The 25,469-nt window shown below is 59.2% G+C and carries 22 protein-coding genes; 16 read left to right on the forward strand and 6 right to left on the reverse strand.

The window, feature by feature from the left end; all coding sequences use genetic code 11:
• Positions 1-163: 163 nt before the first annotated feature.
• Positions 164-799, reverse strand: a complete 636-nt coding sequence (locus QO005_RS02205; RefSeq protein ID WP_307156320.1) for an outer membrane protein — start codon at positions 797-799, stop codon at positions 164-166.
• 525 nt (positions 800-1,324) lie between these two features.
• Here QO005_RS02205 and QO005_RS02210 point away from each other — a divergent pair.
• From QO005_RS02210 to QO005_RS02235, 6 genes are all read left to right on the forward strand, one after another.
• Positions 1,325-2,122, forward strand: a complete 798-nt coding sequence (locus tag QO005_RS02210; RefSeq protein WP_307156321.1) for an SDR family oxidoreductase — start codon at positions 1,325-1,327, stop codon at positions 2,120-2,122.
• Positions 2,119-4,143, forward strand: coding sequence for an excinuclease ABC subunit UvrC (gene uvrC, locus QO005_RS02215; protein WP_307156322.1), 2,025 nt, complete (start codon positions 2,119-2,121; stop codon positions 4,141-4,143). Before QO005_RS02210 ends, uvrC begins: the two co-directional genes overlap by 4 nt.
• Before the next feature lie 112 nt (positions 4,144-4,255).
• The gene (gene pgsA, locus QO005_RS02220) at positions 4,256-4,846 is read left to right on the forward strand and encodes a CDP-diacylglycerol--glycerol-3-phosphate 3-phosphatidyltransferase (protein ID WP_307156323.1); all 591 of its coding nucleotides are present in this window, start codon (positions 4,256-4,258) and stop codon (positions 4,844-4,846) included.
• A gap of 1 nt (position 4,847) precedes the next feature.
• Positions 4,848-5,102: a molybdopterin converting factor subunit 1 gene (gene moaD, locus QO005_RS02225; RefSeq protein ID WP_307156324.1), complete on the forward strand. Its 255-nt coding sequence runs from the start codon at positions 4,848-4,850 to the stop codon at positions 5,100-5,102.
• A 1-nt stretch (position 5,103) separates the two neighbouring features.
• Positions 5,104-5,562: a molybdenum cofactor biosynthesis protein MoaE gene (locus QO005_RS02230; protein ID WP_307156325.1), complete on the forward strand. Its 459-nt coding sequence runs from the start codon at positions 5,104-5,106 to the stop codon at positions 5,560-5,562.
• Positions 5,563-5,700: 138 nt separating this feature from the next.
• Positions 5,701-6,597: a dihydrodipicolinate synthase family protein gene (locus QO005_RS02235; protein ID WP_307156326.1), complete on the forward strand. Its 897-nt coding sequence runs from the start codon at positions 5,701-5,703 to the stop codon at positions 6,595-6,597.
• A 79-nt stretch (positions 6,598-6,676) separates the two neighbouring features.
• Here QO005_RS02235 and ndk read toward each other — a convergent pair whose 3' ends face one another.
• Positions 6,677-7,099 (reverse strand): nucleoside-diphosphate kinase, encoded by a 423-nt coding sequence (gene ndk / locus QO005_RS02240; protein ID WP_027486096.1) that lies wholly within the window; start codon positions 7,097-7,099, stop codon positions 6,677-6,679.
• A gap of 251 nt (positions 7,100-7,350) precedes the next feature.
• Entirely contained in the window at positions 7,351-8,034 is a 684-nt protein-coding gene (locus QO005_RS02245) for a glutathione S-transferase family protein (protein ID WP_307156327.1), read from the reverse strand.
• A 132-nt stretch (positions 8,035-8,166) separates the two neighbouring features.
• Here QO005_RS02245 and QO005_RS02250 point away from each other — a divergent pair, with 132 nt between their 5' ends.
• Positions 8,167-8,670, forward strand: a complete 504-nt coding sequence (locus tag QO005_RS02250; RefSeq protein WP_307156328.1) for a DinB family protein — start codon at positions 8,167-8,169, stop codon at positions 8,668-8,670.
• Positions 8,671-8,712: 42 nt separating this feature from the next.
• A complete protein-coding gene (locus QO005_RS02255) occupies positions 8,713-10,599 on the forward strand; it encodes an ABC-F family ATP-binding cassette domain-containing protein (RefSeq protein ID WP_307156329.1) in 1,887 nt (628 codons plus the stop codon).
• Between the two features lie 166 nt (positions 10,600-10,765).
• Here QO005_RS02255 and QO005_RS02260 read toward each other — a convergent pair whose 3' ends face one another.
• Complete coding sequence (locus QO005_RS02260; RefSeq protein WP_307156330.1) at positions 10,766-12,472, reverse strand: glycosyltransferase family 2 protein; 1,707 nt, start codon at positions 12,470-12,472, stop codon at positions 10,766-10,768.
• A gap of 661 nt (positions 12,473-13,133) precedes the next feature.
• Here QO005_RS02260 and QO005_RS02265 point away from each other — a divergent pair.
• Together QO005_RS02265 and QO005_RS02270 are read left to right on the forward strand one after the other, a co-directional pair.
• Complete coding sequence (locus QO005_RS02265; RefSeq protein ID WP_307156331.1) at positions 13,134-15,065, forward strand: HAMP domain-containing methyl-accepting chemotaxis protein; 1,932 nt, start codon at positions 13,134-13,136, stop codon at positions 15,063-15,065.
• 337 nt (positions 15,066-15,402) lie between these two features.
• Entirely contained in the window at positions 15,403-16,248 is an 846-nt protein-coding gene (locus tag QO005_RS02270; protein ID WP_307156332.1) for a polysaccharide deacetylase family protein, read from the forward strand.
• Between the two features lie 102 nt (positions 16,249-16,350).
• Here QO005_RS02270 and QO005_RS02275 read toward each other — a convergent pair whose 3' ends face one another.
• Both QO005_RS02275 and QO005_RS02280 read right to left on the reverse strand, forming a co-directional pair.
• Complete coding sequence (locus tag QO005_RS02275) at positions 16,351-16,797, reverse strand: DNA polymerase III subunit chi (protein ID WP_307156582.1); 447 nt, start codon at positions 16,795-16,797, stop codon at positions 16,351-16,353.
• Positions 16,798-16,807: 10 nt separating this feature from the next.
• Positions 16,808-18,301, reverse strand: a complete 1,494-nt coding sequence (locus tag QO005_RS02280; RefSeq protein WP_307156333.1) for a leucyl aminopeptidase — start codon at positions 18,299-18,301, stop codon at positions 16,808-16,810.
• A gap of 196 nt (positions 18,302-18,497) precedes the next feature.
• Here QO005_RS02280 and QO005_RS02285 point away from each other — a divergent pair, with 196 nt between their 5' ends.
• From QO005_RS02285 to QO005_RS02310, 6 genes are all read left to right on the forward strand, one after another.
• Positions 18,498-19,334, forward strand: coding sequence for a phosphatase PAP2 family protein (locus tag QO005_RS02285; RefSeq protein WP_307156334.1), 837 nt, complete (start codon positions 18,498-18,500; stop codon positions 19,332-19,334).
• 242 nt (positions 19,335-19,576) lie between these two features.
• Entirely contained in the window at positions 19,577-19,699 is a 123-nt protein-coding gene (locus QO005_RS02290) for a hypothetical protein (protein WP_307156335.1), read from the forward strand.
• Between the two features lie 21 nt (positions 19,700-19,720).
• Positions 19,721-20,899 (forward strand): LPS export ABC transporter permease LptF, encoded by a 1,179-nt coding sequence (gene lptF / locus QO005_RS02295; protein WP_307156336.1) that lies wholly within the window; start codon positions 19,721-19,723, stop codon positions 20,897-20,899.
• A complete protein-coding gene (lptG, locus tag QO005_RS02300) occupies positions 20,896-21,984 on the forward strand; it encodes an LPS export ABC transporter permease LptG (protein ID WP_307156583.1) in 1,089 nt (362 codons plus the stop codon). Before lptF ends, lptG begins: the two co-directional genes overlap by 4 nt.
• The gene (locus QO005_RS02305; protein WP_307156337.1) at positions 21,984-24,320 is read left to right on the forward strand and encodes an LPS-assembly protein LptD; all 2,337 of its coding nucleotides are present in this window, start codon (positions 21,984-21,986) and stop codon (positions 24,318-24,320) included. The genes lptG and QO005_RS02305 overlap by 1 nt, the downstream gene beginning before the upstream one ends.
• A gap of 227 nt (positions 24,321-24,547) precedes the next feature.
• Positions 24,548-25,459 carry a SurA N-terminal domain-containing protein gene (locus tag QO005_RS02310; protein WP_307156584.1) on the forward strand — a complete coding sequence of 304 codons (912 nt, stop codon included), beginning with the start codon at positions 24,548-24,550 and terminating at the stop codon, positions 25,457-25,459.
• Positions 25,460-25,469 lie beyond the last annotated feature (10 nt).

Here is a 25,469-nt window from a genome sequence, read left to right on the forward strand (position 1 = left end):
CGTATTCCCCTTTCGAATATCTCAAGCCCTTGATGCATTTGAGATATTCGAAATTCTTTCAAGGCGAGGATGCGTTAGCATCTTCGAGCCTTGGTATGAAACTTCAACAAAACAAAAAAAGCCGGGCGACTGCCCGGCTTTTTTCGGTACTCTATCCGATCAATCAGAACTTCACGCCCATACCGACGCGGACGGAATGATCGTCAAAGCCGCGCGATACCTTGGAACCACCGATATCGTAGTCCTTGTTCTGGTAGTCGGTGTAACGATACTCGACACGGGCGGTGATGTTGTTGGTTACCTGAGCTTCAACACCAGCGCCGACCGTGTAGCCGAGCGGGGTCTTGCTGTCGGAACCGGTAGCACCGGAAATCTTGGTGTCAGCAGCAGCAACACCGGCCGTGCCATAAACCATGAAGGGGCTCAGATCGTAGCCGACGCGACCGCGAACGGAGCCGTTCCAGCCTTCCTTACCCTTCAGACCAGCGCCGGAAACCGAATCCTGACCGGAATAACCGACATCGGCTTCAGCGCCGTAGACGATCTTGTCGTTCTGGAGATTGTAGCCGCCATAGACCTGACCGCCGAAAGCGCGGGCGCTGAAATCGCTGCCATGCGAACGGCCAGCGGTGTAGGAACCGGCGCCGCCGACATAGGCGCCTGCCCAACCGGTCGGGGCCGGGGTATCGACGGCTGCCGGAGCTTCCGGCACCTGCATGACGGCGTCAGCTGCCTGAGCGCCAGTGACGAAAGAAAGACCAGCCGAAGAAGCCAGCAAAATCATAACGAGAGTACGCATACCAATTCTCCTTCTGAAGCTTTTCACCCGGGAGCGGTCAAAAACTTCCATTTCATCTCTTGCGGGTCAGTGGGACCACCATGTCCCCTGCTCTGCCGCTTCACCCGTGCCACCGGCGAACATCGTCTCATCTGGCCCGGACACTTGCAGGACATTTCCTGCTCGCTTGTGTATCAAAATGGGCTGCAAATACGGAATTGAAAGAGCCGAAATGTGAATTCTTTGCGGCAAGCGGCAGGCAAAAATGAGACGTTGCTTACCTGCAACAGGGTAATTGTTAACCCTAATTTTTCGTAAATTTCTTCTTACTGCCGTTCATATCTTTAATACTTGGAAATTCAGGAGAAAAAGGATCCCCGCCATGGATGAAGGCTGAAAGGGTGAATCCGGCCCGCTATTATTTTCTACCCTGATTGATCCGAATGGCAGATTATCCCGATAGATTTTAATAGTTGCAGAGCGCCCTGCACTCTACAGGTCCCTTTCAGCCTGTGCGGCTCTTCCACCGGGCTTGCGATGCATTATATGACCTTTACCATTGACGGAGAGTTCTGCTTGTCTTCCCCCATTGCGAAAACTGCTCTTATTACCGGCTCGGCCAAGCGCCTGGGCCGAGCCATTGCCGAAGACCTTGCCGCCCATGGCTTTGCCGTTGCCATTCACGCCAATACCTCGCTGGAGGAGGCCGAGGCGCTGGCCATGGCGCTTCGGGCAAAGGGCGCCACTGCCGCAGCCTTCAAGGCGGATCTGCGCGATCTCGAGGAAACGGGGACGTTGCTGGAGCGGGCGCATGCAGCGCTCGGCCCGATCGGGCTTCTGGTCAACAATGCCTCGATTTTTGCGGAGGACAATGCCGACGCCTTCGACGCCGAACGATTCGCCATGCATTTCGATATTCATGTGCGGGCGCCAGCACTTCTGGCGGATCGCTTTCTGCGGCAATTGCCGGATATGCAGGAAGGGCTGATCGTCAATATCATCGATCAGCGGGTGCTGGCGCTGAAACCGACTTTCTTTTCCTATACGATATCGAAATCGACGCTCTGGACAGCCACGCGCACCATGGCCCAGGCCTTTGCACCGCGCGTGCGCGTCAATGCCATCGGCCCCGGCCCTACCTTGAAAAGTGAGCGGCAATTGCAGGAGGATTTCCAGGCCCAGATCGACAGTGTGCCTTTGAAGCGCGGTCCGTCGCTGGATGAATTCGGCCGCAGCATTCGCTTTCTTTTTGACACACCCTCGATGACGGGCCAAATGATCACGCTCGATGGCGGTCAGCACCTGATTTGGCCGGGCGCGAATGGTGTGGAGATTGCGGAATGAACGGAGGAAGGCAGCCGGAAGGCGGCATTCTCTATGATGGCACGGAAGAGGAGGACGACGATCTCGCCATCGAGAGCGCGCCTCTCCTGCCGAGCATTGAATGGACGGAAGACAGCCTCAGCGATACCGGCCTCACCGGGGCCGAGCTGATCGCCGAATTCGTCAAGAAACTGCCCAACAGCCCCGGCGTCTACCGCATGCTGAACGCGGCGGGCGATGTGCTTTACGTGGGCAAGGCCCGCAGCCTGAAGAAGCGCGTCAGCAATTATGCGCAAGGCCGCGTGCACTCCAACCGCCTCTCCCGCATGGTGCGGGAAACCGTGCATATGGAATTCGTCACCACCCGCACCGAGGTGGAGGCGCTGCTTCTGGAAGCCAATCTCATCAAGCGGCTGCGCCCGCGCTTCAACGTGCTGCTGCGCGATGACAAGAGCTTTCCCTATATCCTGATTACCGGCGATGGCCGCGCACCCGCCATTTACAAGCATCGTGGCGCACGGGCCCGAAAGGGGGATTATTTCGGCCCCTTTGCCTCGGCCAGCGCCGTGGGCCGCACCATCAACTCCCTGCAGCGCGCCTTTCTGCTGCGCACCTGTACCGACAGCGTGTTCGAAACCCGAACCCGGCCTTGCCTTCTCTACCAGATCAAGCGCTGTTCCGGCCCGTGTACCCATGAAATCAGCGATGCGGATTATGGCTTGCTGGTGAAGCAGGCCAAGGATTTTCTTTCCGGCAAGAGCCAGAACGTCAAGGAAGCCATGGCAAAGGCCATGAACGAGGCTGCGGAAGATCTGGATTTCGAGCGCGCTGCCGTTTTTCGCGACCGGTTGGCAGGCCTCTCGCATGTGCAGAGCCATCAGGGCATCAATCCGGCGGGCGTGGAAGAGGCCGATATTTTTGCCGTCCATCACGAGGGCGGGCTGACCTGTATTCAGGTCTTCTTCTTCCGGACCGGTCAGAACTGGGGCAACCGCGCCTATTTTCCGAAGGCCGATCCGCAATTTACCAGCGCCGAGGTGCTGAGCGCCTTTCTGGCGCAGTTTTATGACGACAAGCCCGTGCCGAAACAGATCCTCCTGTCGGAGAGTGTCGAAGAGCAGGAGTTGCTGGCGCTCGCCTTTTCCGAAAAGGCCGGAAACAAGGTGACGATCCTCGTGCCGCAGCGCGGTGAGAAGAAGGATCTGGTGGATCATGTCGTGGCCAATGCCCGCGAGGCGCATGGGCGCAAGCTGGCGGAAACCTCGTCGCAGGCGCGGTTGCTGAAGGGCTTTGCCGAGACCTTCAACCTCACCTATACGCCGCGCCGCATTGAGATCTACGACAACTCCCACATCATGGGGACCAATGCCGTGGGCGGCATGGTGGTGGCGGGGTTGGACGGTTTCGTGAAGAGCCAGTACCGCAAGTTCAACATCAAATCGACCGACATCACCCCCGGTGACGATTTCGGAATGATGCGCGAGGTGATGACCCGGCGCTTTTCCAGGCTGCTGAAGGAAGAAGGCAAGCCGGATCGCAACGAGCCCCTGCCGGAAGATGCCGCTGACGCCGCCTTTCCCGCCTGGCCGGACGTGATCCTGATCGATGGCGGCCAGGGCCAGATGACCGCCGTGCGGGCAATTTTGAAGGAACTGGACATCGAGGACTGCGTAACGGCCATCGGCGTGGCCAAGGGCATGGACCGCGAGGCAGGCCGCGAGCGCTTCTTCGTGGCGGGCAAGCCGGATTTTTCCCTGCCGCCGCGCGATCCGGTGCTCTATTTCATCCAGCGCCTGCGCGACGAAGCGCACCGGTTTGCCATCGGCTCGCACCGGGCGCGGCGCAAGAAGGAAATGGTCAAGAACCCGCTGGATGAGATCAGCGGCATCGGCCCTTCGCGCAAGCGGGCGCTGCTCCAGCATTTTGGCACGGCCAAGGCCGTTTCCCGCGCCGCGATCAGCGATCTTATGGCGGTGGACGGCATTTCCGAGGCCGTGGCGCGGCAGATCTACAATCACTTCCATGAGAGCGGCACGGATTAAGGCCTGCGATCATAAAACTGCCGCCGTCCACTTCCACTTTATGGTTTTCCCGGCTTGACGTCTGCCCCCCTTCCCCGCCATCTTCCGCCGCACCGCATAAAGATAGAGCATCATGGCCTCCCGTACTTATAGCATTCCCAATCTGCTGACCTATGGCCGCATCCTGGCGGTTCCCCTCATCGTCGTCTGCTTCTTTCTGGAAGGTCAGTTGCAGAGCACGGATTTTGCCCGCTGGGCGGCGCTTGGCATTTTCGTCGTCGCCTCGATCACTGATTTCTTCGACGGCTATCTGGCCCGCATCTGGAACCAGACCTCGAATATCGGCCGCATGCTGGACCCGATTGCCGACAAATTGTTGGTCGCCACCTGCCTGATCCTGATGGCCGCCGATACGGAAAAAACCATTGCAGGCTGGTCGCTCTGGGCTGCCATCATCATTCTGTGCCGTGAAATCCTGGTCTCAGGGCTCCGCGAATATCTGGCCGAACTGAAGGTGAGCGTGCCGGTCACCCGCATCGCCAAATGGAAAACTACCGTGCAGATGCTGGCGCTCGCCTTCCTGCTGGCTGGCCCGGCGGGCGACAAGGTGCTGCCGCACACCACCCATATCGGCATCGCGCTCTTGTGGATCGCCGCCCTTCTGACCATGTATACAGGCTATGATTACTTCAAGGCCGGCCTGAAACACATGGTGGATGAATGAGATGGTGAAGCTTGTCTATTTCGCCTGGGTGCGGGAGCGGATCGGCAAGGATGAGGAAGAGCTGGACCTGCCGGATACAGTCAAGACCGGCACCGACCTGATTGCCCATCTGACTGGCCTTGGCGAAAACTACGCCGAGGCCTTTCAGTTTCCGAAAGCGATCCGCATCGCCATCAATCAGGAACATGTGGACCATCACGAACCGATTTCGGACGCGCGCGAAATTGGCCTGTTCCCGCCGATGACCGGTGGCTGAGATGGTGGCGCCCACCATTCGCGTGCAGCGCGAGGATTTCGATACCGCGATCGAAACCGAAGCTTTGACCGCCGGTTGCACCGATATCGGCGCCGTGGTTGCCTTTACCGGGCTTTGCCGCAGCGAGGGCAACCGGCTTGCCGCGCTGGAACTGGAACATTACCCGGGCATGGCGGAGGCGGAGATGCGCCGCATTGCCGGCCTCGCCATCGAAAAATTCGACCTTCTTGGCCTCACCGCCATCCACCGCCACGGGCGGATCGAGCCCGGCGGCCAGATCGTTCTGGTCATTGCCGCGGCCTCCCACCGGCAGGCCGCCTTTGACGGCGCGAATTTCGTCATGGATTTCCTGAAAACCGCAGCGCCCTTCTGGAAGAAAGAACACAGCACCGATGGCAAGGCAGGCGACTGGGTGGCCGCCCGCGACGCCGACGATGCGGCGCTGACGAAGTGGCAGTAGATCCACAGCCACAGCCACAGCCACAGCCAGAGACACCGTCAGTCTATCTCCGGCACAGGATCGCCCCCTCTGTATATTGCCGGGCTTCGGGCAGCCTGATACATCATAAATGATGATATTTTTTCGGGAATCACCACAATGTTTGAAGGATTATCTGCATTTCCACCAACGCCGACCGATGAAGCCGGGAGGGTTGACAGTGTTGCCGTGGCCCGGCTCGCCGAACGATTGGCTGCCGAAAAAGTGGACTCAATCGGTCTGTTGGGCAGCACCGGAGCCTATGCATTTCTGACACGGGAAGAAAGACGGTGCGCAGTGAAGGCCGCAGCCGATGCGGTGGGAAACCGAGTTCCGCTTCTGGTTGGCGTCGGCGCTATGCGGACGGATGACGCGCAGGCTTTGGCCCGAGATGCCGCAAGCTGCGGTGCTTCCGCCCTGCTGCTTGCGCCGGTTTCCTACACGCCGCTGACGGAGGAAGAGGTTTACCAGCATTTCGCAGCCGTGGCGGGTGCAACCGACCTGCCATTAGTCATCTACAACAACCCGACGACCACCCGCTTTACCTTCTCCGGCGATCTCATCGAGCGGCTGTCGCAGCTGCCGACAATTGTTTCCGTGAAGATGCCGCTACCCGCCAATGGTGGATTTGCGGCGGAGATTGCCAGCCTGCGCCGTCGACTGCCCGAAGCATTTGCGGTTGGTTATAGCGGAGACTGGGGCGCGCGCGAGGCACTGCTGGCCGGGGCAGATACCTGGTATAGCGTGGTTGCCGGGCTGCTTCCCAAGCCCGCCCTGGCGCTGACACGCGCTGCACAAAAGGGCAACGCGGTCGAGGCGGCAAGAATCGACAAGGGTTTCGAGCCGCTCTGGCAACTTTTCCAGGCGCATGGCAGCTTCCGAGTTATGTATGCTGTAGGCGCGATCCTCGGCCTGTTTGAAGCGGCACCGCCGCGCCCTGTTCTACCCATTTCCGAAGACGCCAAGAACCGGGTGGAAGCTGCGCTGGCGCATCTCGCATCCATCACCGAAATCTGATGCCTGATCCTAAACGGAAAAGGCCGCCCGCGCAGATAATCGCGAGCGGCCTTTTTCAGCCCAGATTGAGGGCTGGAAATCAGCCGACGATTTCGGTCGAAGAGAACCAGTAGGCGATTTCTTCAGCGGCAGTTTCCGGGGCGTCAGAGCCGTGAACCGAGTTTTCGCCGATGGATAGGGCAAACTGCTTGCGGATCGTGCCTTCTGCAGCCTGGGCGGGGTTGGTGGCGCCCATCAGTTCGCGGTTCTTGAGGATGGCGTTTTCGCCTTCCAGAACCTGAACGACGGTCGGGCCGGAGGTCATGCCTTCCACCAGTTCGCCGAAGAAGGGGCGATCCTTGTGCACGGCGTAGAAGCCTTCAGCTTCGCGCTTGCTCATCCATACGCGCTTGGAGGCAACGACGCGCAGGCCGTTGTCTTCAAAAACCTTGGTGATGGCGCCCGTCAGGTTGCGCTTCGTTGCGTCCGGCTTGATCATCGAAAAAGTGCGTTCAATCGCCATCGTTTCTTCCTTTGTTTTCCGGGAAAGTGGGCGGTTTCTACCCGGAGCGATTCGTGAAGACAAGAGGCAATGCGGAATTTCACCTGCGCGTCATAAACCAGCCTGTTATACTAAAGCACGTTGCGGCTTATCAGCCTCATGCAACGTGCTTTACATTCTTGTTTTAACGCATGTCGTTATCGCAAAACCGCTGCACACTTTTGCGCGACATGCTCTGGGGCTCGAAGGCTCATTTTCGATGACTCCTGGTATTACGCCACCTTCCGGCCAGCCCCATCGTGAAGATCAAGCAGGCTTTCGAACCAGCCGCGCACCGGGTCGCTCTCCGGCAGGGGCACGAGACCGGAAACGATCCGCAACCATTGCAGCGCCCCGAAGACGATGTAATCGGCAAAGAGCGGCGTTTGCCCACCAATGAAGGGCTGGTTTACCAGCATGTGCCGCAGCGGCGTCAAAAGACCGGGAAGATCCTGCACATGCGCCTCGCGGCTTGAGGCCAGTTGCTCCAGTGTCTGGCCCAACCGCTTTTCACGGCTCTCGCGAAAATAGGCCTGATCGGTAGGCGCAAGCATGGCATGAATATCGCCCACCGCGATGCGGGTGATGACCGGATGGATCACCGTCTGGGAAAACCCTTCCACAAAGCGCGCCATGGCCTTGCCGCCCTCGCCGCCGAACAGGCTCGGTCGCTCCGGATAGGTCTCTTCGAGATAAAGCGCGATCCTGAAACTGTCCGACACCAGATGCGCGCCATCTTTCAGCAAGGGTACGGTTTTGGAAAAACCCTCCTCCACCGTGGCGATGCCGGTAAAGGGCAAGGGCTTTTCCTGAAAAGCCAGCCCCTTGTGATGCAACGCCATCACCACCTTCCAGCAATGCGGTGAAAAGGGGCGCGAGACATCGGCACCGGCCAGCGAATAGAGTGTAATGGTCATGAAAACTCTCCTGTTGCGCGCAGAGTTCAGGCCAGATGCCCGCAAAAATCAAATCAGGAAATTTCATACATGTTATCAACCCCATTGTACTTCATCAGTGATATGGCTTTCAAAGCGCTATCGGAGGACGAGATGCTGGACCACTGGACCATGTTTGCCGCCTATAACGAATGGGCGAACCAGAAGCTCTACGAGGCCGCCGCCACGCTGAGCGAGGAGGAGCTGCACCGGGAAACCGGCGCCTTCTTCGGCTCGCTCTTCGGCACGCTCAGCCACCTTGTGGTCGCCGACCAGATCTGGCTGCGCCGCCTTAGCGGCGAAGGTCCTACACACACCAGCCTGAACGCAAAGCCTTGTGCGGATTTCCAGAGCCTGCATCAGGCGCGTGTGGAAACCGATGCCCGCCTGCGTCAGTTCTGCGAGACGCTGACGGAAGAGAAACTCACCGGCGAAATCGAATATCGCCCGGTCACCTCGCCGGACCCGGTGCGTCAACCGCTCGGCCAGACGCTGGCGCATATGTTCAATCACCAGACCCATCATCGCGGACAGGCGCATATGATCCTCACCGTGCTGGGCAAACCGTCTCTGGCGCTTGATCTGGTCTATTTCCAGCGGCTTCCGAAGCAGGCATAGCCCCTCTTGCCTTTGGCGGGTTGATCCGCCAAAACACCGGCCATGATTACGATTTCCGATGTTTCCGCCCGTATCGCCGGCCGCCTGTTGATCGACCATGCCAGCCTGTCCCTGCCCGCCGGCACCAAGGCCGGTCTGGTGGGGCGAAATGGTGCGGGAAAATCCACGCTGTTTCGCATCATCACCGGCGATCTTGCCGCCGAGACCGGCTCGATCGGCATTCCCAAACAGGCCCGCATCGGTCAGGTGGCGCAGGAAGCGCCGGGCACGGAAGATTCGCTGATTTCCATCGTCATGGCAGCGGACAAGGAACGCGCCGCCCTTCTGGCGGAAGCGGAAACCGCGACTGATCCGCACCGCATCGCAGACATCCAGACGCGGCTTGCCGATATCGGCGCGCATTCGGCGGAGGCGCGGGCGGCCACCATTCTCTCCGGCCTCGGCTTCGATCACGAGGCACAGTTGCGCCCAGCCTCTTCCTTTTCCGGCGGCTGGCGCATGCGCGTGGCGCTGGCGGCGGTCCTGTTTGCCGAGCCCGACCTTCTGCTGCTCGACGAACCGACCAACTATCTCGATCTGGAAGGCACGCTGTGGCTCGAAGATTATGTGCGCCGCTATCCGCACACCGTCATCATCATCAGCCATGACCGCGACCTGCTGAACACCGCCGTCAATTCCATTATCCATCTCGACCAGAAGAAACTGACCTTCTATCGCGGCGGCTATGACCAGTTCGAGCGGCAAAAGGCCGAAAACGACGAATTGCAGATGAAGGCCAAGGCGAAGAACGACGCCGCCCGCAAGCATCTGCAAAGCTTCATCGACCGGTTCCGGGCCAAGGCCACCAAGGCCAAGCAGGCGCAAAGCCGTATCAAGGCGCTGGAGCGCATGGGCACGGTGGCCGCCGTGGTGGAAGATCACGTCCACCCCATCACCTTTCCCAAGCCGGAAAAGCTTCCCGCCTCGCCCATCGTCGCCATCACCGGCGGCGCCGTGGGCTATGCGCCGGGCAAACCGATCCTGAAGAACCTCAGCCTGCGCATCGACAATGATGACCGCATCGCGCTACTCGGCTCGAACGGCAATGGTAAATCCACCTTCGCCAAATTCATCTCCGGGCGCTTGCAGGCGGAAAAGGGCGAGATCAAGCTGGCGCCGCATCTCAGCATCGGCTTTTTCGCCCAGCATCAACTGGACGATCTTGTGCCCAATGAAACGCCGGTGGATCACATTCGCCGCCTGATGCCGCAGGCAGGCGAAGCGCAGCTTCGCGCCCGCGTGGCGCAGATGGGGCTTGCGACCGAAAAGATGGATACCGCCGCCAAGGACTTGTCCGGCGGTGAAAAGGCCCGCCTGCTGATGGGGCTCGCCGCCTTCCACGCGCCCAATCTGCTGATCCTCGACGAGCCGACCAACCATCTGGACATCGACAGCCGCAAGGCGCTGATCGAAGCGCTGAACGATTACGAAGGCGCGGTCATCCTGATCTCCCACGATCGCCACCTGATCGAGGCGACGGTGGACCGGCTGTGGCTGGTCAATAACGGCACCGTCTCCAGTTTCGACGGCGACATGGAGGAATATCGCAGCCTCATCCTCGCCTCCGGCAAGAAGAGCGCCGACGACAAGCCGGACAATCCCGCAGCCCAGGTCAACAAGGCCGACCAGCGCAAGGCCGCCGCCGACAAGCGCGCCAGCCTTGCGCCGCTGAAGAAAAAGATCAACGAAATCGAGTCCCTGACGAAAAAGCTGGAGACTTTGATTCAAGGTCTTGATGCAGAACTTGCAGATCCCGCCCTTTACGAAAAATCCCCCGCCAAGGCCGCGGAAAAGGCAAAGCAGCGGGGTGAAGCCGCCGCAAAGCTTGCTGATGCCGAGGAGCAATGGCTGGAGCTTTCCGCCGAATATGAAGAGGCGATGAGCGATTAGAGCATGTCCAGCAAAAGTGCGTTAGCGGTTTTGCGTCCGGACTGCGTAAAAACAAATAGATAGAGCATTTTCAGGAAAAGTGGGGTCCGGTTTTCCGTCCGGAAATGCGCAAAACAAATAGCATTGTCCTGAGAAAAATGGGGTCCGGTTTTCTCGGGACAAGACTCTATTGTTCCTCCTTGATGATAGTTGAAACGGGGTGCTGCTCGGGGCTGATGCACAGGCCGGAGCGCGGAAGTTTTCCCCAGCCGACCTGCCGTGCCAGCACATGCGCATGGAGCGACTTCAGCACCACCAGATACATGCTTTGCCGATAGGCGAAGCGTTGGGTGAGGAACGAAAAACTATTGAAGCGATGGGGGCGCTGTTCCAGCCGGCAGGCGATCGAGCCGCAAATGAGCTCGATGAGCAGCATGCTGGAAAAACAGAACAGCATCTTGTCAGGCTGCATCCATGGCAGCAGCATCTCACGCCTGATCAGCCAGAACATCGTCGCGCCACCCGTGACGATCATCATCAGGTCGATCAGCGGCGCGACAATCGCAAACCCGATCTGAAAGAACCAGACCTGAGGCAAGCCGATCCAGCCGATTCCCGGCACCTTGCTGGAAAAGCACAGGTTTCGATGCTTCAGCAGACATTGCACGGTGCCATAGCTCCAGCGCAGCCGCTGCTTCATCAGGTCGCGAAAGCGATCGGGCGCTTCCGTCCAGGCCACTGCTTCGGCGTCATAAATCACCTTCCAGCCGTGCGCCTGCAAGGCAATGGTCGCATCCTGATCTTCGGCCAGCGTGTCCAGCGGAAATCCGCCAACCTGCAGTAGGGCAGAACGCCGCCATGCACCGGCGGCACCCGGCACCACCATCATGGCGCCAAAGCTTGAAAAGGCCACCCGCTCGTGATTCTGTACCGTGACATATTCAATGTCCTGCCAGCGGGTGATGGCGTTGTGACAATTGCCCACCTTGGTATTGCCGGCAACGGCGCCGATCCCGGGGTCGATGAACCATTTAACGAGAGAGAGCACTGTCTCCGCCTCGAAATGCGTATCGGCATCCAGCGCGATGACAATCTCTCCGCTCGACAGGTGCAGACCGTGATTGAGAGCCGATGCCTTGCCGCCATTCGCCTGCTCGATCAACCGCACACGGGGCTCATGCGCAAAGGCTCTACGGACGATATCAGCCGTTTCGTCCTGCGAACCATCATCGATGACGAGAATTTCGAAGGCGACACCTCTGCTTTCCAACAGGCGCCGAACGGTGGCTTCGATGACCTTGGCCTCGTTATAGGCCGGAACCAGAACGCTGACAGCCAGAGAAGCCGTAAAATCCGCAGGATCCGTTCGTCCCGTGACCGCTGGAAAGAAAAGCCGCCCGGAATGCTGACAGTAGACCGCAAGGGCCGAAACGATCAGCGGCCGGACAGTGGCAATGGCCGTCAGACTGATGAACACCAGTTCCAGCACATTCCAGATCCAGCTTCCTCCTCCGGAAAAAGAAGGAGAAAAACCCGCCTGAACCAGCCTGAAAGGCATGGAGGGCAAACCGGCGTCGATGGTTTTCAGACCACTTGCCGCAGGGGCAGAGGCCAGATGAGTATGTTTGGCCGGGTACAATACTTGGGATGCCTCAAGCGGCGATGGTAAAGTCACCGCCTCAAAGCGATGGGCATGATGCCCTCCACCACGCAAATCTCTTACACTCGCCGGTGTAAAATCTTGCTCTTTGGCATAAATTCGATTTGCAACCAAAGCAAACAGCAGACAGAAAAAAATCAAAAATCCGGAAATCATCAATAATATTATTACATAGACGTTTCTATATAATAATATTTCGGCACTCACCCCGAAAAACGAAAATTTTTTCTTCATAACGTGCTCGTTCTAAATTTCTTATATCATCACTATGACCCTCGAAATACAAGGTTGCAATTTCTACGTTACAAAACCTGTGCGATGATTAAAAATATTATACTTATAAAATATAGAATTTCCTTTATAATATAAATATATCATATCGTTAAATTATGTAAAAAAAATAAAATCACACACAAATAAAGCATCTTGCTTCATTTACAGATTTATAATCTGAAATATTTACATCAAATTTCCGGCAATAATGACGGAACAATTCGCCCACCTGTTCTGAAATGATTGATTTCGGTGCTTTACGAAACGTTCGGGAGATATACTCCACCACCGCAGGCATCGCGGAGGCTATCACGGCAAGGGCCCCCTGCCGCTCCGCAGCTCGAAATGAGGATGCCGCCTGCTCCTTTCCCCACGGAAAACGCTACCCTTAAAAATGGAGGGCAAATTCGCCCGGTTACTTTAATATATTTTAAATAATTAATACACAAACTAAGCGGGAAATTCGCCAGCGCCACACTTCCTCCCACTCCTTCCGCTCGCCCCCGGCGGGAGGCGATTTCGTGCGCGCTTCACTGCAACCAGAGCGGCAGGCAGAGCCTGCCGGTTTTCTTTGACAAAGCCGTCTGCGGTCCTCCCCCGCGCGCGGCTGACAGGAGGCTACGTGTTTGCACATCTCTCGCTTAGAACTTCGCTTTTCAGTGCCTTCGCAGTCTTGATGTTGCTGCTGCTGTTGCAGGGCGCCTTTGCGCTCGGCTCCATGCGCGGCATTTTCTCCAATGTGTCCAGCCTGGCGGAAGATGCCGTTCCCAGCGTCGACATCACCAACCGTCTCAATATCTCGCTGGCCAATCTGCGCGGGCTGGAAACGCGCCATGTGCTGAGCCGCACGCCCGAAGCCATCGACGCAGCCAGCACGGCCATAGACAAGGAAATCGCCAAGCTCAAAAGCCGCATGGCAACCTATGACACGCTTGTCTCGCTGCCGGAAGAAATGAAGGCCTATAGCGAGTTCAAGCGGCTTCTCGAGGATTATCTCGTCCTTGACCGCCGTATGGTGGCCCTTTCCAAGGCAGGCGCCAAGGATCAGGCCGCAGCCCTTCTCACTGGCGAGATGGTCAAGGTCTATGAGGCCATGGACGATCAGGCCGATACCTTTCGCGATGCCAATGTGGACGCCGCCAAGGCCATGTATGCCGATGCCGCCCGGGCTTTCAATTGGGCCGTGCTGGAAAATGCCCTGATCCTGGCCTTCGGCGCCATCGCCGGAGTCTCCGCCATCATCTTCGTCTTCCGCTGCGTCTCCGCGCCCATTGCCCGGCTGACGGCGCTGATGCGACGACTGGCGGGCGGCGAGTTGAAGCTCACCGTGCCCTATCTAAATCAGGACAACGAAGTGGGTGACATGGCGCGCGCCGTGGAAGTCTTCCGCGAAAACGGCCTGAAGGTCATCGCCATGAACGCCCAGGAACTGCATATGCGCGACAAATGCGACGAGTTGCGCGACCGGCTGGCCGAAGTGGTCAATGCCGCCGTCACCGGCGATTTTTCCCGCCGCATCGTCGCGGATCTGGAGTTTCCCGATCTCAATGCCTTTGCCGCCTCGATGAATGCCCTGGTGCAATCCATCGATACCGGCCTTGGCGAAACCCGCCGGGTCATTGCCTCACTGGCCGATGGCGATCTGACGGATGCCATGCAGGGCGAATTCCAGGGCGCCTTCGCCGAACTTCAAGCCAATGTCAACAACACCATGACCCAGTTGCGGAGCATTGTCGGAGAAGTTCGAGCGGCGATCGACACGATCAATTCCGGCTCCGGCGAATTGCGCACGGCCTCGGATGACCTCGCCCGCCGCACCGAACAGCAGGCGGCAGCCCTGGAGGAAACCTCCTCGGCGCTGGAGGAAATCACCTCCGCCATCCACACCTCCACCGGTCGGGCCACGCAAACCAGCCGCATGGTGGATGCCGCCCGCGTCAGCACGGAGGAGTCCGCTTCCGTCGTCAGCGACACGGTGGCCGCCATGGAGCGGATCGAGCAGGCCTCGGGTGAAATCGGCAAGATCATCAATGTCATTGATGAGATTGCCTTCCAGACCAATCTTCTGGCGCTGAATGCCGGTGTGGAAGCCGCCCGCGCAGGCGAAGCCGGCAAGGGCTTTGCCGTGGTGGCGCAGGAAGTGCGGGAACTGGCCCAACGCTCGGCGGGCGCGGCCAAGGACATCAAGACGCTGATCACCAAATCCGCCGACGAGGTGAATTCCGGCGTCCGGCTGGTCACCGCCACCGGCGATGCGCTTGGGCGCATCCGCGAGCATGTCGTGGAAATCAATGCGCAGATGCATGAAATGGCCAATGCCGCCCGCGAACAATCCGGCAAGCTGACAGAAATCAATGCCGCCGTCGGCCAGATGGATCAGGTCACCCAGCGCAACGCCGCCATGGTGGAAGAAACCACCGCCAGCACCAACCGGCTGGCCGACGACACGGCAACGCTGGCTCGGCTGATTTCGCATTTCAAGCTGTCCGCCAATGAAAACCGCCGCAGCGGCAGCTCCGTCCGTGCATCGGGAAGCCTGCGGGCAGCAGGATGAGCCAGGATCGGGAGCGTCAGAAAGGCGCTCCCGATACTGTTGAAATTCCTAAAGCACATTGCGGCTTATCAGCCTCATGCAACGTGCTTTACGTTCTTGGTTTAACGCATGTCGTTATCGCAAAACCGCTGCACACTTTTGCGCGACATGCTCTAAAACCTACATGAACGAGTAAGAAAACATTAACCCTGACGCCCCTAGAGATAGATGCAACAGGCAGCGATTTGTCAGGGCTCTTCCAGTCACGGCATAAGCTTGAGCGCGGGGGCGACCATCCTGGTTTTCGTCCTCGTTTCAGGCCCTGCCCCGCTTCTCCTCTCTTGCGCAGCCTTCCTCCATGCTTCTCCGCCTGTTTGCCGCCGCTTCCGTCGTTCTCAGCCTGTCCGCCTGCGCCGGTGGCCAGGCCAAGCCCAAGCTTTCCGCCCAGACGGCCTTTGCGCCCGCCGCAGAGCCGCATGCGCCGCTCAAGGCCGATGATCCGGTGCCGATGGAACCGCGCAAGTGGACGGGCGAGGCCAAAAAGCCGAACACCCTGGCCGGACGCACGCTGATCGTCTCCAGCCTGAAGGATCTGAAGCTTCAGCCCAAGGAAGTGGCCCTGACCTTCGATGATGGTCCCGCCCCGAAAAAGACGGACCGGATCCTCGCCATTCTCGATCAATATCAGGTGAAAGCCACCTTCCTCATGCTGGGAGAAATGGCCAAGGCGCATCCGGATCTTGCCAAACTCGTGGTTCAGGACGGCCATGAGGCTGGAAGCCACACCTTTCATCATCACGACCTGAAGGCCATGGCCTTCGAACAGGCGATGCAGGAAATCGACATGGGCCGTGACGCCGTGAAGCAGGCGACGGGCGCGCAGGAGGTCGGCTTCTTCCGCTTCCCCTATCTCTCGGATACCCCGCAACTGCGCCACGCGCTGGCGGCCCGCTCCACCGTGGTTCTGGATGTCGACATCGACACCAAGGATTATTTCAAGAACGACCCGTCCCAGGTTCTGGACCGGGCCATGACCGAATTGAACAAGAAACAGGGCGGCATCATCCTGATGCATGACATCCACGCCCGCACAATCACCATGCTGCCGCTGCTGCTGGACCGCCTCGCCGCCGAGGGCTACACCGTGGTGACTTTGCACTATCAGCGCCCCTCTGCCCCGCCGGAAGTGGCGGGACATAGCTAGAGCAGTTCCAGGAAAAGTGGAAACCGGTTTTCCCTCCGGAAATGCGTAGAAACAAAGAGTTAGAGCGTTTTAATGTTTCCGTGAAACAATGAAACGCTCTCATCAGGCCTTCTTCTCCCACCGGCCTTGGGCATTCTGCTGCCAGTAGGTCAGATCATGGCCTTCGGCCTTCAGCCTTTTCCATTGCGCGCGGGCACGCTCAAGCTCCGCCTGGTCGTGGCCATCGAAGACGAAGACCACGCGGTCATAATCCATGTCGCCTGAAGGCTCCGCACCATCCACGTAAAAGCGCACGGTGGCGCTGTTGTCATTGGCGGCCGATAGCGTCAGCAGCACGGGCTGCTCGGCGGCAAAGCCCCCCGCCTCCGTGCCATGCGCCAGAAAGCTTTCCTCGCGATAGGTCCATAAATGCTGGTCCAGCCGGTCGCGGCGGGCGGCATCGCGCATTTCCACCGCCACCCGCCAGCCCCGTTCCAGGCTCTTTTCCAGAAGTGCCGGCAAGGCATCTTCCAGCTTCGTTTCCGTCAGGTGATAGAAGAGAACCTGCATGGCGGCTGCCTCAGCCCTCATAGGCGTCCCGCACCAATCGGTCGAGAAGCCGCACGCCGAAGCCAGAGGCCCAGGAGGCATTGATCTCGTCATTGGGCGAGCCCATGGCCGTACCGGCAATGTCGAGATGCGCCCAGGGCGTATCCCCCACGAAGCGTTGCAGGAATTGCGCAGCGGTGATGGAGCCGCCATAGCGTCCGCCGGTATTCTTCATGTCGGCGAATTTCGAATCGATCAGCTTGTCGTAATCCTTGCCGAGCGGCATGCGCCACAAACGCTCCTGGGTCTCCGCCCCGGCCTTCAGCAGGTTTTCCGCCAGCGCATCATCATTGGAGAAAAGCCCGGCATGCAGATTGCCGAGCGCCACCATGATCGCCCCTGTCAGCGTGGCGAGATTGATCATGAAGGCGGGCTTGAAGCGCTCCTTGCAGTACCACAGCGCATCCCCCAGCACGAGCCGGCCTTCCGCATCGGTATTGATGATCTCGATGGTCTGGCCGGACATGGAGGTGACGATATCGCCGGGGCGCTGGGCATTGCCATCCGGCATGTTCTCCACAAGACCGAGAATGCCGACGGCATTGACCTTGGCCTTGCGCGCCGCCAGCACATGCATGAGGCCGATCACGGCGGCAGCGCCACCCATGTCACCCTTCATGTCTTCCATGCCGCCAGCGGGCTTGATGGAAATACCGCCGCTGTCAAACACCACGCCCTTGCCGATAAAGGCCAGAGGCTGGCGGTCGTCGCCAGCGCCCTTCCACTGCATCACCGCAAGACGCGGCGGCCGCACGGAGCCTTGCGCAACCCCCAGCAGCGCGCCCATGCCAAGCGCCTTCATCGCCGCCTCATCGAGGATTTCCACCTCGACGCCAAGCGCTTCCAATGCCTTCGCCTTCTCGGCAAATTCCACCGGCCCCAGCACATTCGGCGGTAGGTTGACGAGATCGCGGGCAAGGATCACGCCTTCAGCCACGCCCTTGCTATCGCTTTCAAAAATCGCGTGCGCATCACGGGCGGCATCGGTGACAATCTCCACCTTCACACTGACCGGCGGCTTGTCGTCCTCATCCTTCTTTTTGGTTTTATAGGTATCGAAGGCGTAGTTGCGCAACAGCATGCCCAGCGCGAAATCCGCCGCCTCGCGCCCGCCCGGCTGCAAGCCTTCCGCATCGAGAAAGATCGTCGCTTCGCCTGCCCCCTTCAGGTTGGCGCTGGCGGTGCCGCCCAGCTTCAGCCAGTCATGCGCGGTCAGATCCTCAGCCTTGCCTGCGCCCAGAATCACCAGCCGCTCGGCGGGCGAGCCCGCGGGCGCGATCAGGTCCAGCACGGAAAGCGCCTTGCCGGTAAACTTCGCGGTCGCTGCCGCCTTTTCAAACACGGAACCCGGGTCGAGAAGGGACGCTGCGGCAATGCCGCCCGCCTGCTTTTCCTTGAGGCTCAGCGCCAGCCCCGTGGAGAGCGCGGCAGTGTCTGTGAAGGAAATCTCAATCTTTGCGGGCATTTGGCACTCCGTCATACCGTTTTTTCAAGCGCCAGATCATCAGCCTTTTGGCCCGGAATGCAACAGCCGGAACGGCAAACCCAAACTTTTCCAGCACTCCGGCAAATGTGAACGCGGGTTGCCCGCATCTGTGTGTGGCTCTTTCGGATCAGTGCATGTATAAGCAGCCGCTCAAGGCCATCCCCGGAATGAGGGAATGGCCAGGGTGATCTTGAAGCTTGGGGACGGCTTTCAATTCATGGCGGCGCATTCTTTCTTTCACGACCTGACCGCCCTGGAGCGCAATCCGGGCCGGGCAGCTATTCTTCTCACTGGCGCATGGTTCATGCTGCTGGCCTTGTTCTATGCTCTGCCGCAGATCGATATCGATGTGGCGCAGCTCTTCTTTTTCCGCACGGCCTGCAGCCCGGAGCATGCCGCTGCCGTCTGCGGCACCTTTCCCTTGAGCAAGAACGGCTTTCTCGGCGCGGTGCGCAAACTGCTGTTCTACATGCCGCATGTCGCAGGGGTGGTCGTGCTGGTGGCGCTCATCATTGGCCTGAGGCGCGCGCGCGGCATGGCGGATCGCAAACATCTGCAACCGCTCTTCCTGGCGCTGACCAGCGTGATGATCGGCCCCTATCTGCTGGTCAACATGTATCTGAAGGAAGACTGGGGCCGACCGCGCCCCAACCAGACGGACCTGTTCGGCGGCCACCTCGCTTTCGTCCCGGCGGGCAGCCCCTTCGGCACCTGTGACCAGAACTGTTCCTTCATCTCCGGCGAAGCCGCCGGTGCGGGATGGCTGATCTGTCTTTTGCCGCTCCTGCCGGTGCGGGCGCGGCGCTTCCTCGGTCTGCCGATCATCGTGGTGTCGCTGCTCACGCCGCTTCTGCGGGTCTCCTTCGGTGCGCATTATCTTTCGGATGCCGTGCTGGGCTGGCTGTCCTCGCCCGTCGTCTTCGCCATCGTCGTGGCTGTGGCACAATGGCAAGAGCGTCGGAAAAACCGCAGGAGCGCATCGGGTTCCGCCCCGTCCTCAACAGGGGAATGATGGTGTGGGACTTGTCTTTTCGTCACTCAGTGGGCAAATAGGGTCGGTTGCCCGGCGCCGTGAGGTCGCTGCGGCACGATGAAGTAAGGCCGTTTTGATCGATGGGGAAGATCGAAGCGCCTCGACTGTGATGGTTCTGGCTCGCGTTTGACCAATGTCCTTCCTGACGGCATGGCGTAGCAACCAGTTCTTTGTTGTCATGCATTTCCGGGCGGGAAATGCCCAAGGGCCGAGGATTGCTCATGCACAGACCCCAGGACCGGTTCCGGCAATGCCGCATGACAGGCCATGCCCTGACGGCGGTGCCCTCGCTCATGGTGATGTGCCTGCGGTTCCGGCAGGCCCGTGGCGGTCTTGAGCGTTAAGCGAGCGTGCAAGGGTCCGGCATGAAACTTCTCGAACTCTATATTACCCGCCGTGTGGCGCAGATGTTCCTGACGGCGCTTCTGCCGGTGCTGGCGATCATCTGGACCACCCAGGTGCTGGCGCGCATCAATCTCGTCACCGATACCGGCCAGTCGATCGGCTCCTTCGCAACGCTCGCCACGCTGATCCTGCCCACCATCATTCCCATCGTCATGCCCTTTGCGGTGGTGATCGGCATCACCCAGAGCCTGACGGCGATGAACAACGATTCGGAACTGGCGGTCATCGATGCCGCCGGTGCGCCGCGTTCGATCATCATCCGGCCGCTCCTGATCTTCGCCATCGCCATCAGCCTGATCACTCTGGTGATCACCAATGTCATCCAGCCCAAGGTCAAGGTGGCGGCGCGGCAGATGATCGCCAATGCCTATGCCGACCTTCTCTCCACGGTGATCGAGGAAAAGACCTTCCGCAAAATCGAGGACGGGCTTTACGTGCAGATTTCGCAGCGGCTTGCGGGCCGCGTGCTGAAAGGTCTGTTCGTTGCCGATTACCGAGATCCTGCCTACGCGCTGATCTATTATGCCCGCGAAGGCGCGGTGGACGAGACCGGCACGGCGCTGATCATGCATGATGGCGAAGTGCATCGAAAGGCGCCCGGCGGCAGCGTCTCCATCGTCCGTTTCGATTCCTACGCCTTCGACCTGTCGGACCTCACCGAAACGCGCGGCAAGGCGAAGATGCGCCCGAGCGACCGCGATCTCGGCTTCCTGCTCAATCCGGACCCGAGTGACGAGGACTATCAGGATCATCCCGGCCAGTACCGGGCCGAACTGCACAAACGCCTGACGGAATGGCTGCTGCCGCTGGCCTTCGCCCTGATTTCGCTGGCGATTGCCGGTGACGCCCGATCGCATAGGGAAGCGCGGCTGCATCCCATGGTCTCGGCGCTGACGCTGGCACTGCTGCTCCGATGGCTGGCCTTTTATGCCGCCAACAAGGCGGAGAACAATGGCGCCTTCATCATTCTCATGTATGCGACACCGCTGCTGAGCGGCTTCATCGCCACGGCCGCCCTGATCCGGCAAAAGAAATCGCGCATGCCCGCCCCGCTTCGGCTGCTGGGCGAACGCGCCCTGGAGCAGCTTCGTGGACGGCTGCCGAAGGCGCTGCGCAATCAGGATGGAGGTCAATCGTGATCTTCAGCACGCTCAGCCGCTATTTCCTCAAGCGGTACGTCACCACTGTGTTCTGGTTCCTGATCGGCATCGGCTCGATCATTTTCCTCATCGATTTCAGCGAGGTCAGCGGCCGCTTTTCCGACAATGCCGATTCGACGCTGTTCGGCGTGTTCCTGATGACGCTGGTGCGCCTGCCCGCCATTCTGCTGCAGACAGTGCCCTTCATCAGCCTGTTTGCCGGCATGACGGCGCTGATTGCGCTCAACCGCCGCTCCGAGCTTGTGGTGGCGCGGGCCGCCGGTATTTCCGTGTGGCAATTCATGGCGCCCTTCCTGTTCGGCGCCTTTCTTTTCGGTGTCGGCAGCGTGGTGGTTCTCAACCCGCTCGCGGCCATGGGCCAGGAAAAGGCGGCCCGCATGGAGGCCGACTGGCGCGATTCGCGCAAACCCGACCCCGGCAGCAATTCCATTCCCTGGATGCGGCAGATCTCCGGCAAGGACGATGTGATCATCGGGGCAAGTTCGGTGCTGGAAAACGGCTCGCTTTTGATGCAGGCCGTGTTTATCCACTTCGACAGCCACGGTGAGATCATTTTGAGACAGGATGCGCGGACCGCGAAGTTGCAAAATGGTTACTGGTTGCTTAACGAGGTGATCGAAACCCGCGAGGGCGAAGCACCGGTGCGGCTGGCATCGACACAGGTTCGTACCAATTTGAAAAAAGAATTTGTGCAGGAGCGTTTGGCACAGCCGGAAACCGTTGCTTTTTATGATATTTCTCAGAAAATCGCTGTTGCGCGATCCTTCGGCGTATCGACGAAGACATTGGAAACGCAGTTTCATTCGCTGCTCTCCACACCGTTCCTTCTCGTTGCTATGACGCTGATCGCGGCAACCGTGTCGCTCAAATTCAGCCGGTTCAACCAATCGAGATCGGTGATTCTGGGTGGAATCATTTCGGGCTTCGTGCTTTATGTGGCAACGGTGCTCGTGAAGGCTTTCGGAAGCAGTGGCGTGGTGCCTCCGTTCGTCGCAACCTGGGTTCCCGTCATCGTAGCGACGGCGCTCGGAGCGACGATCCTGCTTCATCAGGAGGATGGTTAGTGGCGGCAAGTGACCGCAAGAATTTAAAGAGGCTTTTCACGGCCCTTCTGGCTGGTGTCGCCATCGGCGTCACCGTTGTTCCGCCCGGACGCGCAAGCGCCCAGGATGCGGCAGGCCAGGGCATGCTGAAGCCCAAGATTGCAGACGATGCGAAGCTGATGCTCGCAGCGAACGAGCTCGTCTACAACAAGGATGCGCAGAAAGTCGTCGCCACCGGCGGCGTCCAGATGAATTACGGCGGCTATCAGATGGTGGCCCGGCGGGTCGAGTACGACCAGAAGTCCGGCCGCATGATGGCCTATGACAATATCGAGCTGATCGAGCCGGGCGGCAACCGGATCTATTCCGACAAGCTCGACGTCACCGATGACTTCGCCAATGGTTTCGTCGATGCCCTGCGCATTGAAACAACCGACAACACGCGTCTTGCCGCCCAGAAGGGCGAGCGTGTCAACGGCGACCAGATGATCCTCTATAAGGGCGTCTACACGGCCTGCCTGCCCTGTTCGGAGCAGAACCGTCCGCCTCTCTGGCAGATCAAGGCCGAGCGTGTCGTGCAGAACGGCAAGACCCATACGATTCGCCTGGAAAAGGCGCGTTTCCAGCTGTTTGGCCAGACCATCGCCTCCATCCCGGCCATTGAAGTGCCGGACAATACGGTCAAGCGGAAGTCCGGCTTCCTCTTCCCGGAAATGAGCACGACGCAAAACCTCGGTTTCGGCCTCAAGGTCCCCTATTACTGGGCGATCTCGCCGCAGACCGATGCCACCATCAAGGTCGGCGGCTATACCAGCCAGGGCGTTCTCATCGATACGGAAGTACGCCATCAGTTCGAGGATGGTCTTGCGACCTTCCGCTTCGCAGGCATTGACCAGCTCAATCCGGGCAAGTTCGACGCCAATACCACCGATGCGGAGAAGGACTTCCGCGGCATGGTGGGCTCGACCGGCGAGTTCCAGATCAATCCGCGCTGGACCTTCGGCTGGGACGCCATGGTGCAGAGCGACAACAATTTCTCGCGCACCTACGGGCTGGAAGGCTTCGACCAGAAGACCCATACCAACCAAGTCTACCTGACCGGGCTTGGCGAGCGTAACTTCTTCGACATGCGCGCCTATTATTTCGACGTGCAGGATGCCGATCTGAAGGATGTCGCCGAGCGCCAGCAGCCGATCGTCTGGCCGACCATCGACTACAGCTATTATGCGCCGGAACCGGTCTATGGCGGCGAATTGTCGGCGAACATCAACTTCACGACGCTGACCCGCTACAATGACGACATTCTGAACCTGAATAACGGCAACAACCGGTATCAGGGGCTGAAGGGCACGGACAGCCGCCTTTCCGCCGAAGCGGAATGGAAGCGCACCTTCGATACACCGCAAGGCATCTTGCTCACGCCGATCCTGGCTGCACGCGGCGATGCCTTCGGCGTGGATATGCGCGCGCCGAGCAGCTATGCCGGCAGCTATGACGACACCACCGCCAATACGCGCGGCATGGTGACCGCAGGGCTTGAAGTGCGGTATCCCTGGCTGCTCAGCACTGCCAACAGCAGTCACGTCATCGAGCCGATCGCCCAGATCTTCGTTCGCCCGAACGAGCAGATGGCCGGGCGGCTGCCGAACGAGGATGCCCAGAGCTTCGTCTTCGACGCGACCAACCTGTTCGAGCGGGACAAGTTCTCCGGCTACGACCGGGTCGAGGGCGGCACGCGCGCCAATGTCGGCTTCCGCTATACCGGCTCCTTCGACAACGGCTATACGCTGAAGAGCATTTTCGGCCAGTCCTATCAGTTGGCGGGTAAGAACTCGTTTGCCTCGCAGGATCTGGTCTATGCGGGCAACGAGTCGGGCCTCGAAACCAGCGTGTCGGATTATGTCGGCATGTTCGGCATCGACACGCCGCTCGGCATCACCGCTTCGGTCAATGGCCGCTTCGACGAGAAGACCTTCGAAGTGCAGCGCACGGACTCGGCGGTCGGCTATCATAACGACACCTTCCAGACCAACTTCATCTACACCCAGATCGCCGCACAGCCGAATTACGGCTATGATTACGAGCGTGAGGAAGTGCAGAACACCAGTTCGGTCAAGGTTGGCGACTTCTGGTCGATCTTCAGTTCCGTGACCTGGGACGTGAAGAAGAGCGATATCAACCGCTACGGGATCGGCGTATCCTATGCGGATGACTGCACGATCTTCTCCATCGTCTACAAGAACAAGCGCGATACGGATGACGAATCGGCGAATGACTGGACGATTGGCGCGCGTCTGACCTTCCGCACCCTGGGCGATGTGAAGGTTGGCAATACGGATGTGGCAAGCTTCAACTGATGGAGTTCAAGGCTCCGGAAAGCGGATTTCAAAAATCGGCGTTCCGGAGCCTTCGCCATTCCGCAAGGCAGAAATGTCAATGGCCGTTGCTTAAAAAAGTCATTGTTTCGCCTTAGGCTTTGTGCAAACCATCCGAAATATAGACGCATAGGGTGCGGCGCGGCCTTTTCAGGACTGCGGCGTGGGAAAAGGAACTGGCGATGATCAATAGGATACTGCGCGTGGCAATGTTGGGGACGGTCGCCTTTGCGGGCGTGACGGGTTTTGGCCCCGCATCGGTTCGCCCCGCACTGGCCGCTACGGATGTCGCCGCCGTGGTCAACAAGGTCGCAATCACCAGCGGTGACGTGGCTCGCCGCATGGCCTTCCTCAAACTGCGTCACGAAACCGGCAACCTTCAGCAGAAGGCCAAGGAAGAGATGATCGACGAGCAGTTGAAGCGCCAGGAAATCGCGCGCGTCGGCATGTCTGTCAGCACGGATGAAGTGGATGCCGCTTTCGCGCGCTTTTCCAACTCGAACAAACTCTCCGTCCAGCAGATGACCCAGATTCTGGATCGCGCGGGCGTCGGCGCCGAGCATTTCAAGAACTATATCGCCGTGCAGATGAGCTGGCCGCGTCTGGTCAATGCCCGCTATGGCAAGAACAAGATGACCAATCAGGAAATGGTGACCAAGATGCTTGAAAGCAAGCAGAAGCCGGTCACTACGGAATATTACCTGAAGCAGGTGATCTTCGTCGTTCCGACGGCCAAGCGCAATGCCATCATGGGCAAGCGTCAGGCCGAGGCAGAAGCCTCGCGCGGCAAATTCCCGGGCTGCGATCAGGCCATGGATTTCGCCCGCAACTATCTCGATGTTTCGATCCGCGATCTTGGCCGCGTCATGAAGCCGGAACTGCCGCCGGATTGGGCGCCGTTGATCGAAAACGCCAAGGGCAACACGACGGGCACCCGCGTCACCGATCGCGGCGTCGAATATCTGGCCATCTGCAACCAGCGTCAGGTTTCGGACGATCTGGCGGCGGAGGCCGTGTTCCGCGCCGAGGATATCGGCAAGGCACAGCAGTCGAAGAGCGATCCCAATTCCGATAAATATCTGGCCGAGCTGAAGTCCAAGGCCCAGATCATCGAACACTGACGGTAGGGCC

It is taken from the genome of Allorhizobium paknamense, from assembly GCF_030815125.1.
In the GTDB taxonomy this organism is placed as follows: Bacteria; Pseudomonadota; Alphaproteobacteria; order Rhizobiales; family Rhizobiaceae; genus Allorhizobium; species Allorhizobium paknamense.

Bases quoted from the DNA above. Each gene is read 5' to 3' on its own strand.
- QO005_RS02205 (WP_307156320.1), bottom strand. From the start codon at position 799: ATGCGTACTCTCGTTATGATTTTGCTGGCTTCTTCGGCTGGTCTTTCT.
- QO005_RS02210 (WP_307156321.1), top strand. From the start codon at position 1,325: ATGACCTTTACCATTGACGGAGAGTTCTGCTTGTCTTCCCCCATTGCG.
- uvrC (WP_307156322.1), top strand. From the start codon at position 2,119: ATGAACGGAGGAAGGCAGCCGGAAGGCGGCATTCTCTATGATGGCACG.
- pgsA (WP_307156323.1), top strand. From the start codon at position 4,256: ATGGCCTCCCGTACTTATAGCATTCCCAATCTGCTGACCTATGGCCGC.
- moaD (WP_307156324.1), top strand. From the start codon at position 4,848: ATGGTGAAGCTTGTCTATTTCGCCTGGGTGCGGGAGCGGATCGGCAAG.
- QO005_RS02230 (WP_307156325.1), top strand. From the start codon at position 5,104: ATGGTGGCGCCCACCATTCGCGTGCAGCGCGAGGATTTCGATACCGCG.
- QO005_RS02235 (WP_307156326.1), top strand. From the start codon at position 5,701: ATGTTTGAAGGATTATCTGCATTTCCACCAACGCCGACCGATGAAGCC.
- ndk (WP_027486096.1), bottom strand. From the start codon at position 7,099: ATGGCGATTGAACGCACTTTTTCGATGATCAAGCCGGACGCAACGAAG.
- QO005_RS02245 (WP_307156327.1), bottom strand. From the start codon at position 8,034: ATGACCATTACACTCTATTCGCTGGCCGGTGCCGATGTCTCGCGCCCC.
- QO005_RS02250 (WP_307156328.1), top strand. From the start codon at position 8,167: ATGCTGGACCACTGGACCATGTTTGCCGCCTATAACGAATGGGCGAAC.
- QO005_RS02255 (WP_307156329.1), top strand. From the start codon at position 8,713: ATGATTACGATTTCCGATGTTTCCGCCCGTATCGCCGGCCGCCTGTTG.
- QO005_RS02260 (WP_307156330.1), bottom strand. From the start codon at position 12,472: ATGAAGAAAAAATTTTCGTTTTTCGGGGTGAGTGCCGAAATATTATTA.
- QO005_RS02270 (WP_307156332.1), top strand. From the start codon at position 15,403: ATGCTTCTCCGCCTGTTTGCCGCCGCTTCCGTCGTTCTCAGCCTGTCC.
- QO005_RS02275 (WP_307156582.1), bottom strand. From the start codon at position 16,797: ATGCAGGTTCTCTTCTATCACCTGACGGAAACGAAGCTGGAAGATGCC.
- QO005_RS02280 (WP_307156333.1), bottom strand. From the start codon at position 18,301: ATGCCCGCAAAGATTGAGATTTCCTTCACAGACACTGCCGCGCTCTCC.
- QO005_RS02285 (WP_307156334.1), top strand. From the start codon at position 18,498: ATGGCCAGGGTGATCTTGAAGCTTGGGGACGGCTTTCAATTCATGGCG.
- QO005_RS02290 (WP_307156335.1), top strand. From the start codon at position 19,577: ATGCACAGACCCCAGGACCGGTTCCGGCAATGCCGCATGACAGGCCAT.
- lptF (WP_307156336.1), top strand. From the start codon at position 19,721: ATGAAACTTCTCGAACTCTATATTACCCGCCGTGTGGCGCAGATGTTC.
- QO005_RS02310 (WP_307156584.1), top strand. From the start codon at position 24,548: ATGTTGGGGACGGTCGCCTTTGCGGGCGTGACGGGTTTTGGCCCCGCA.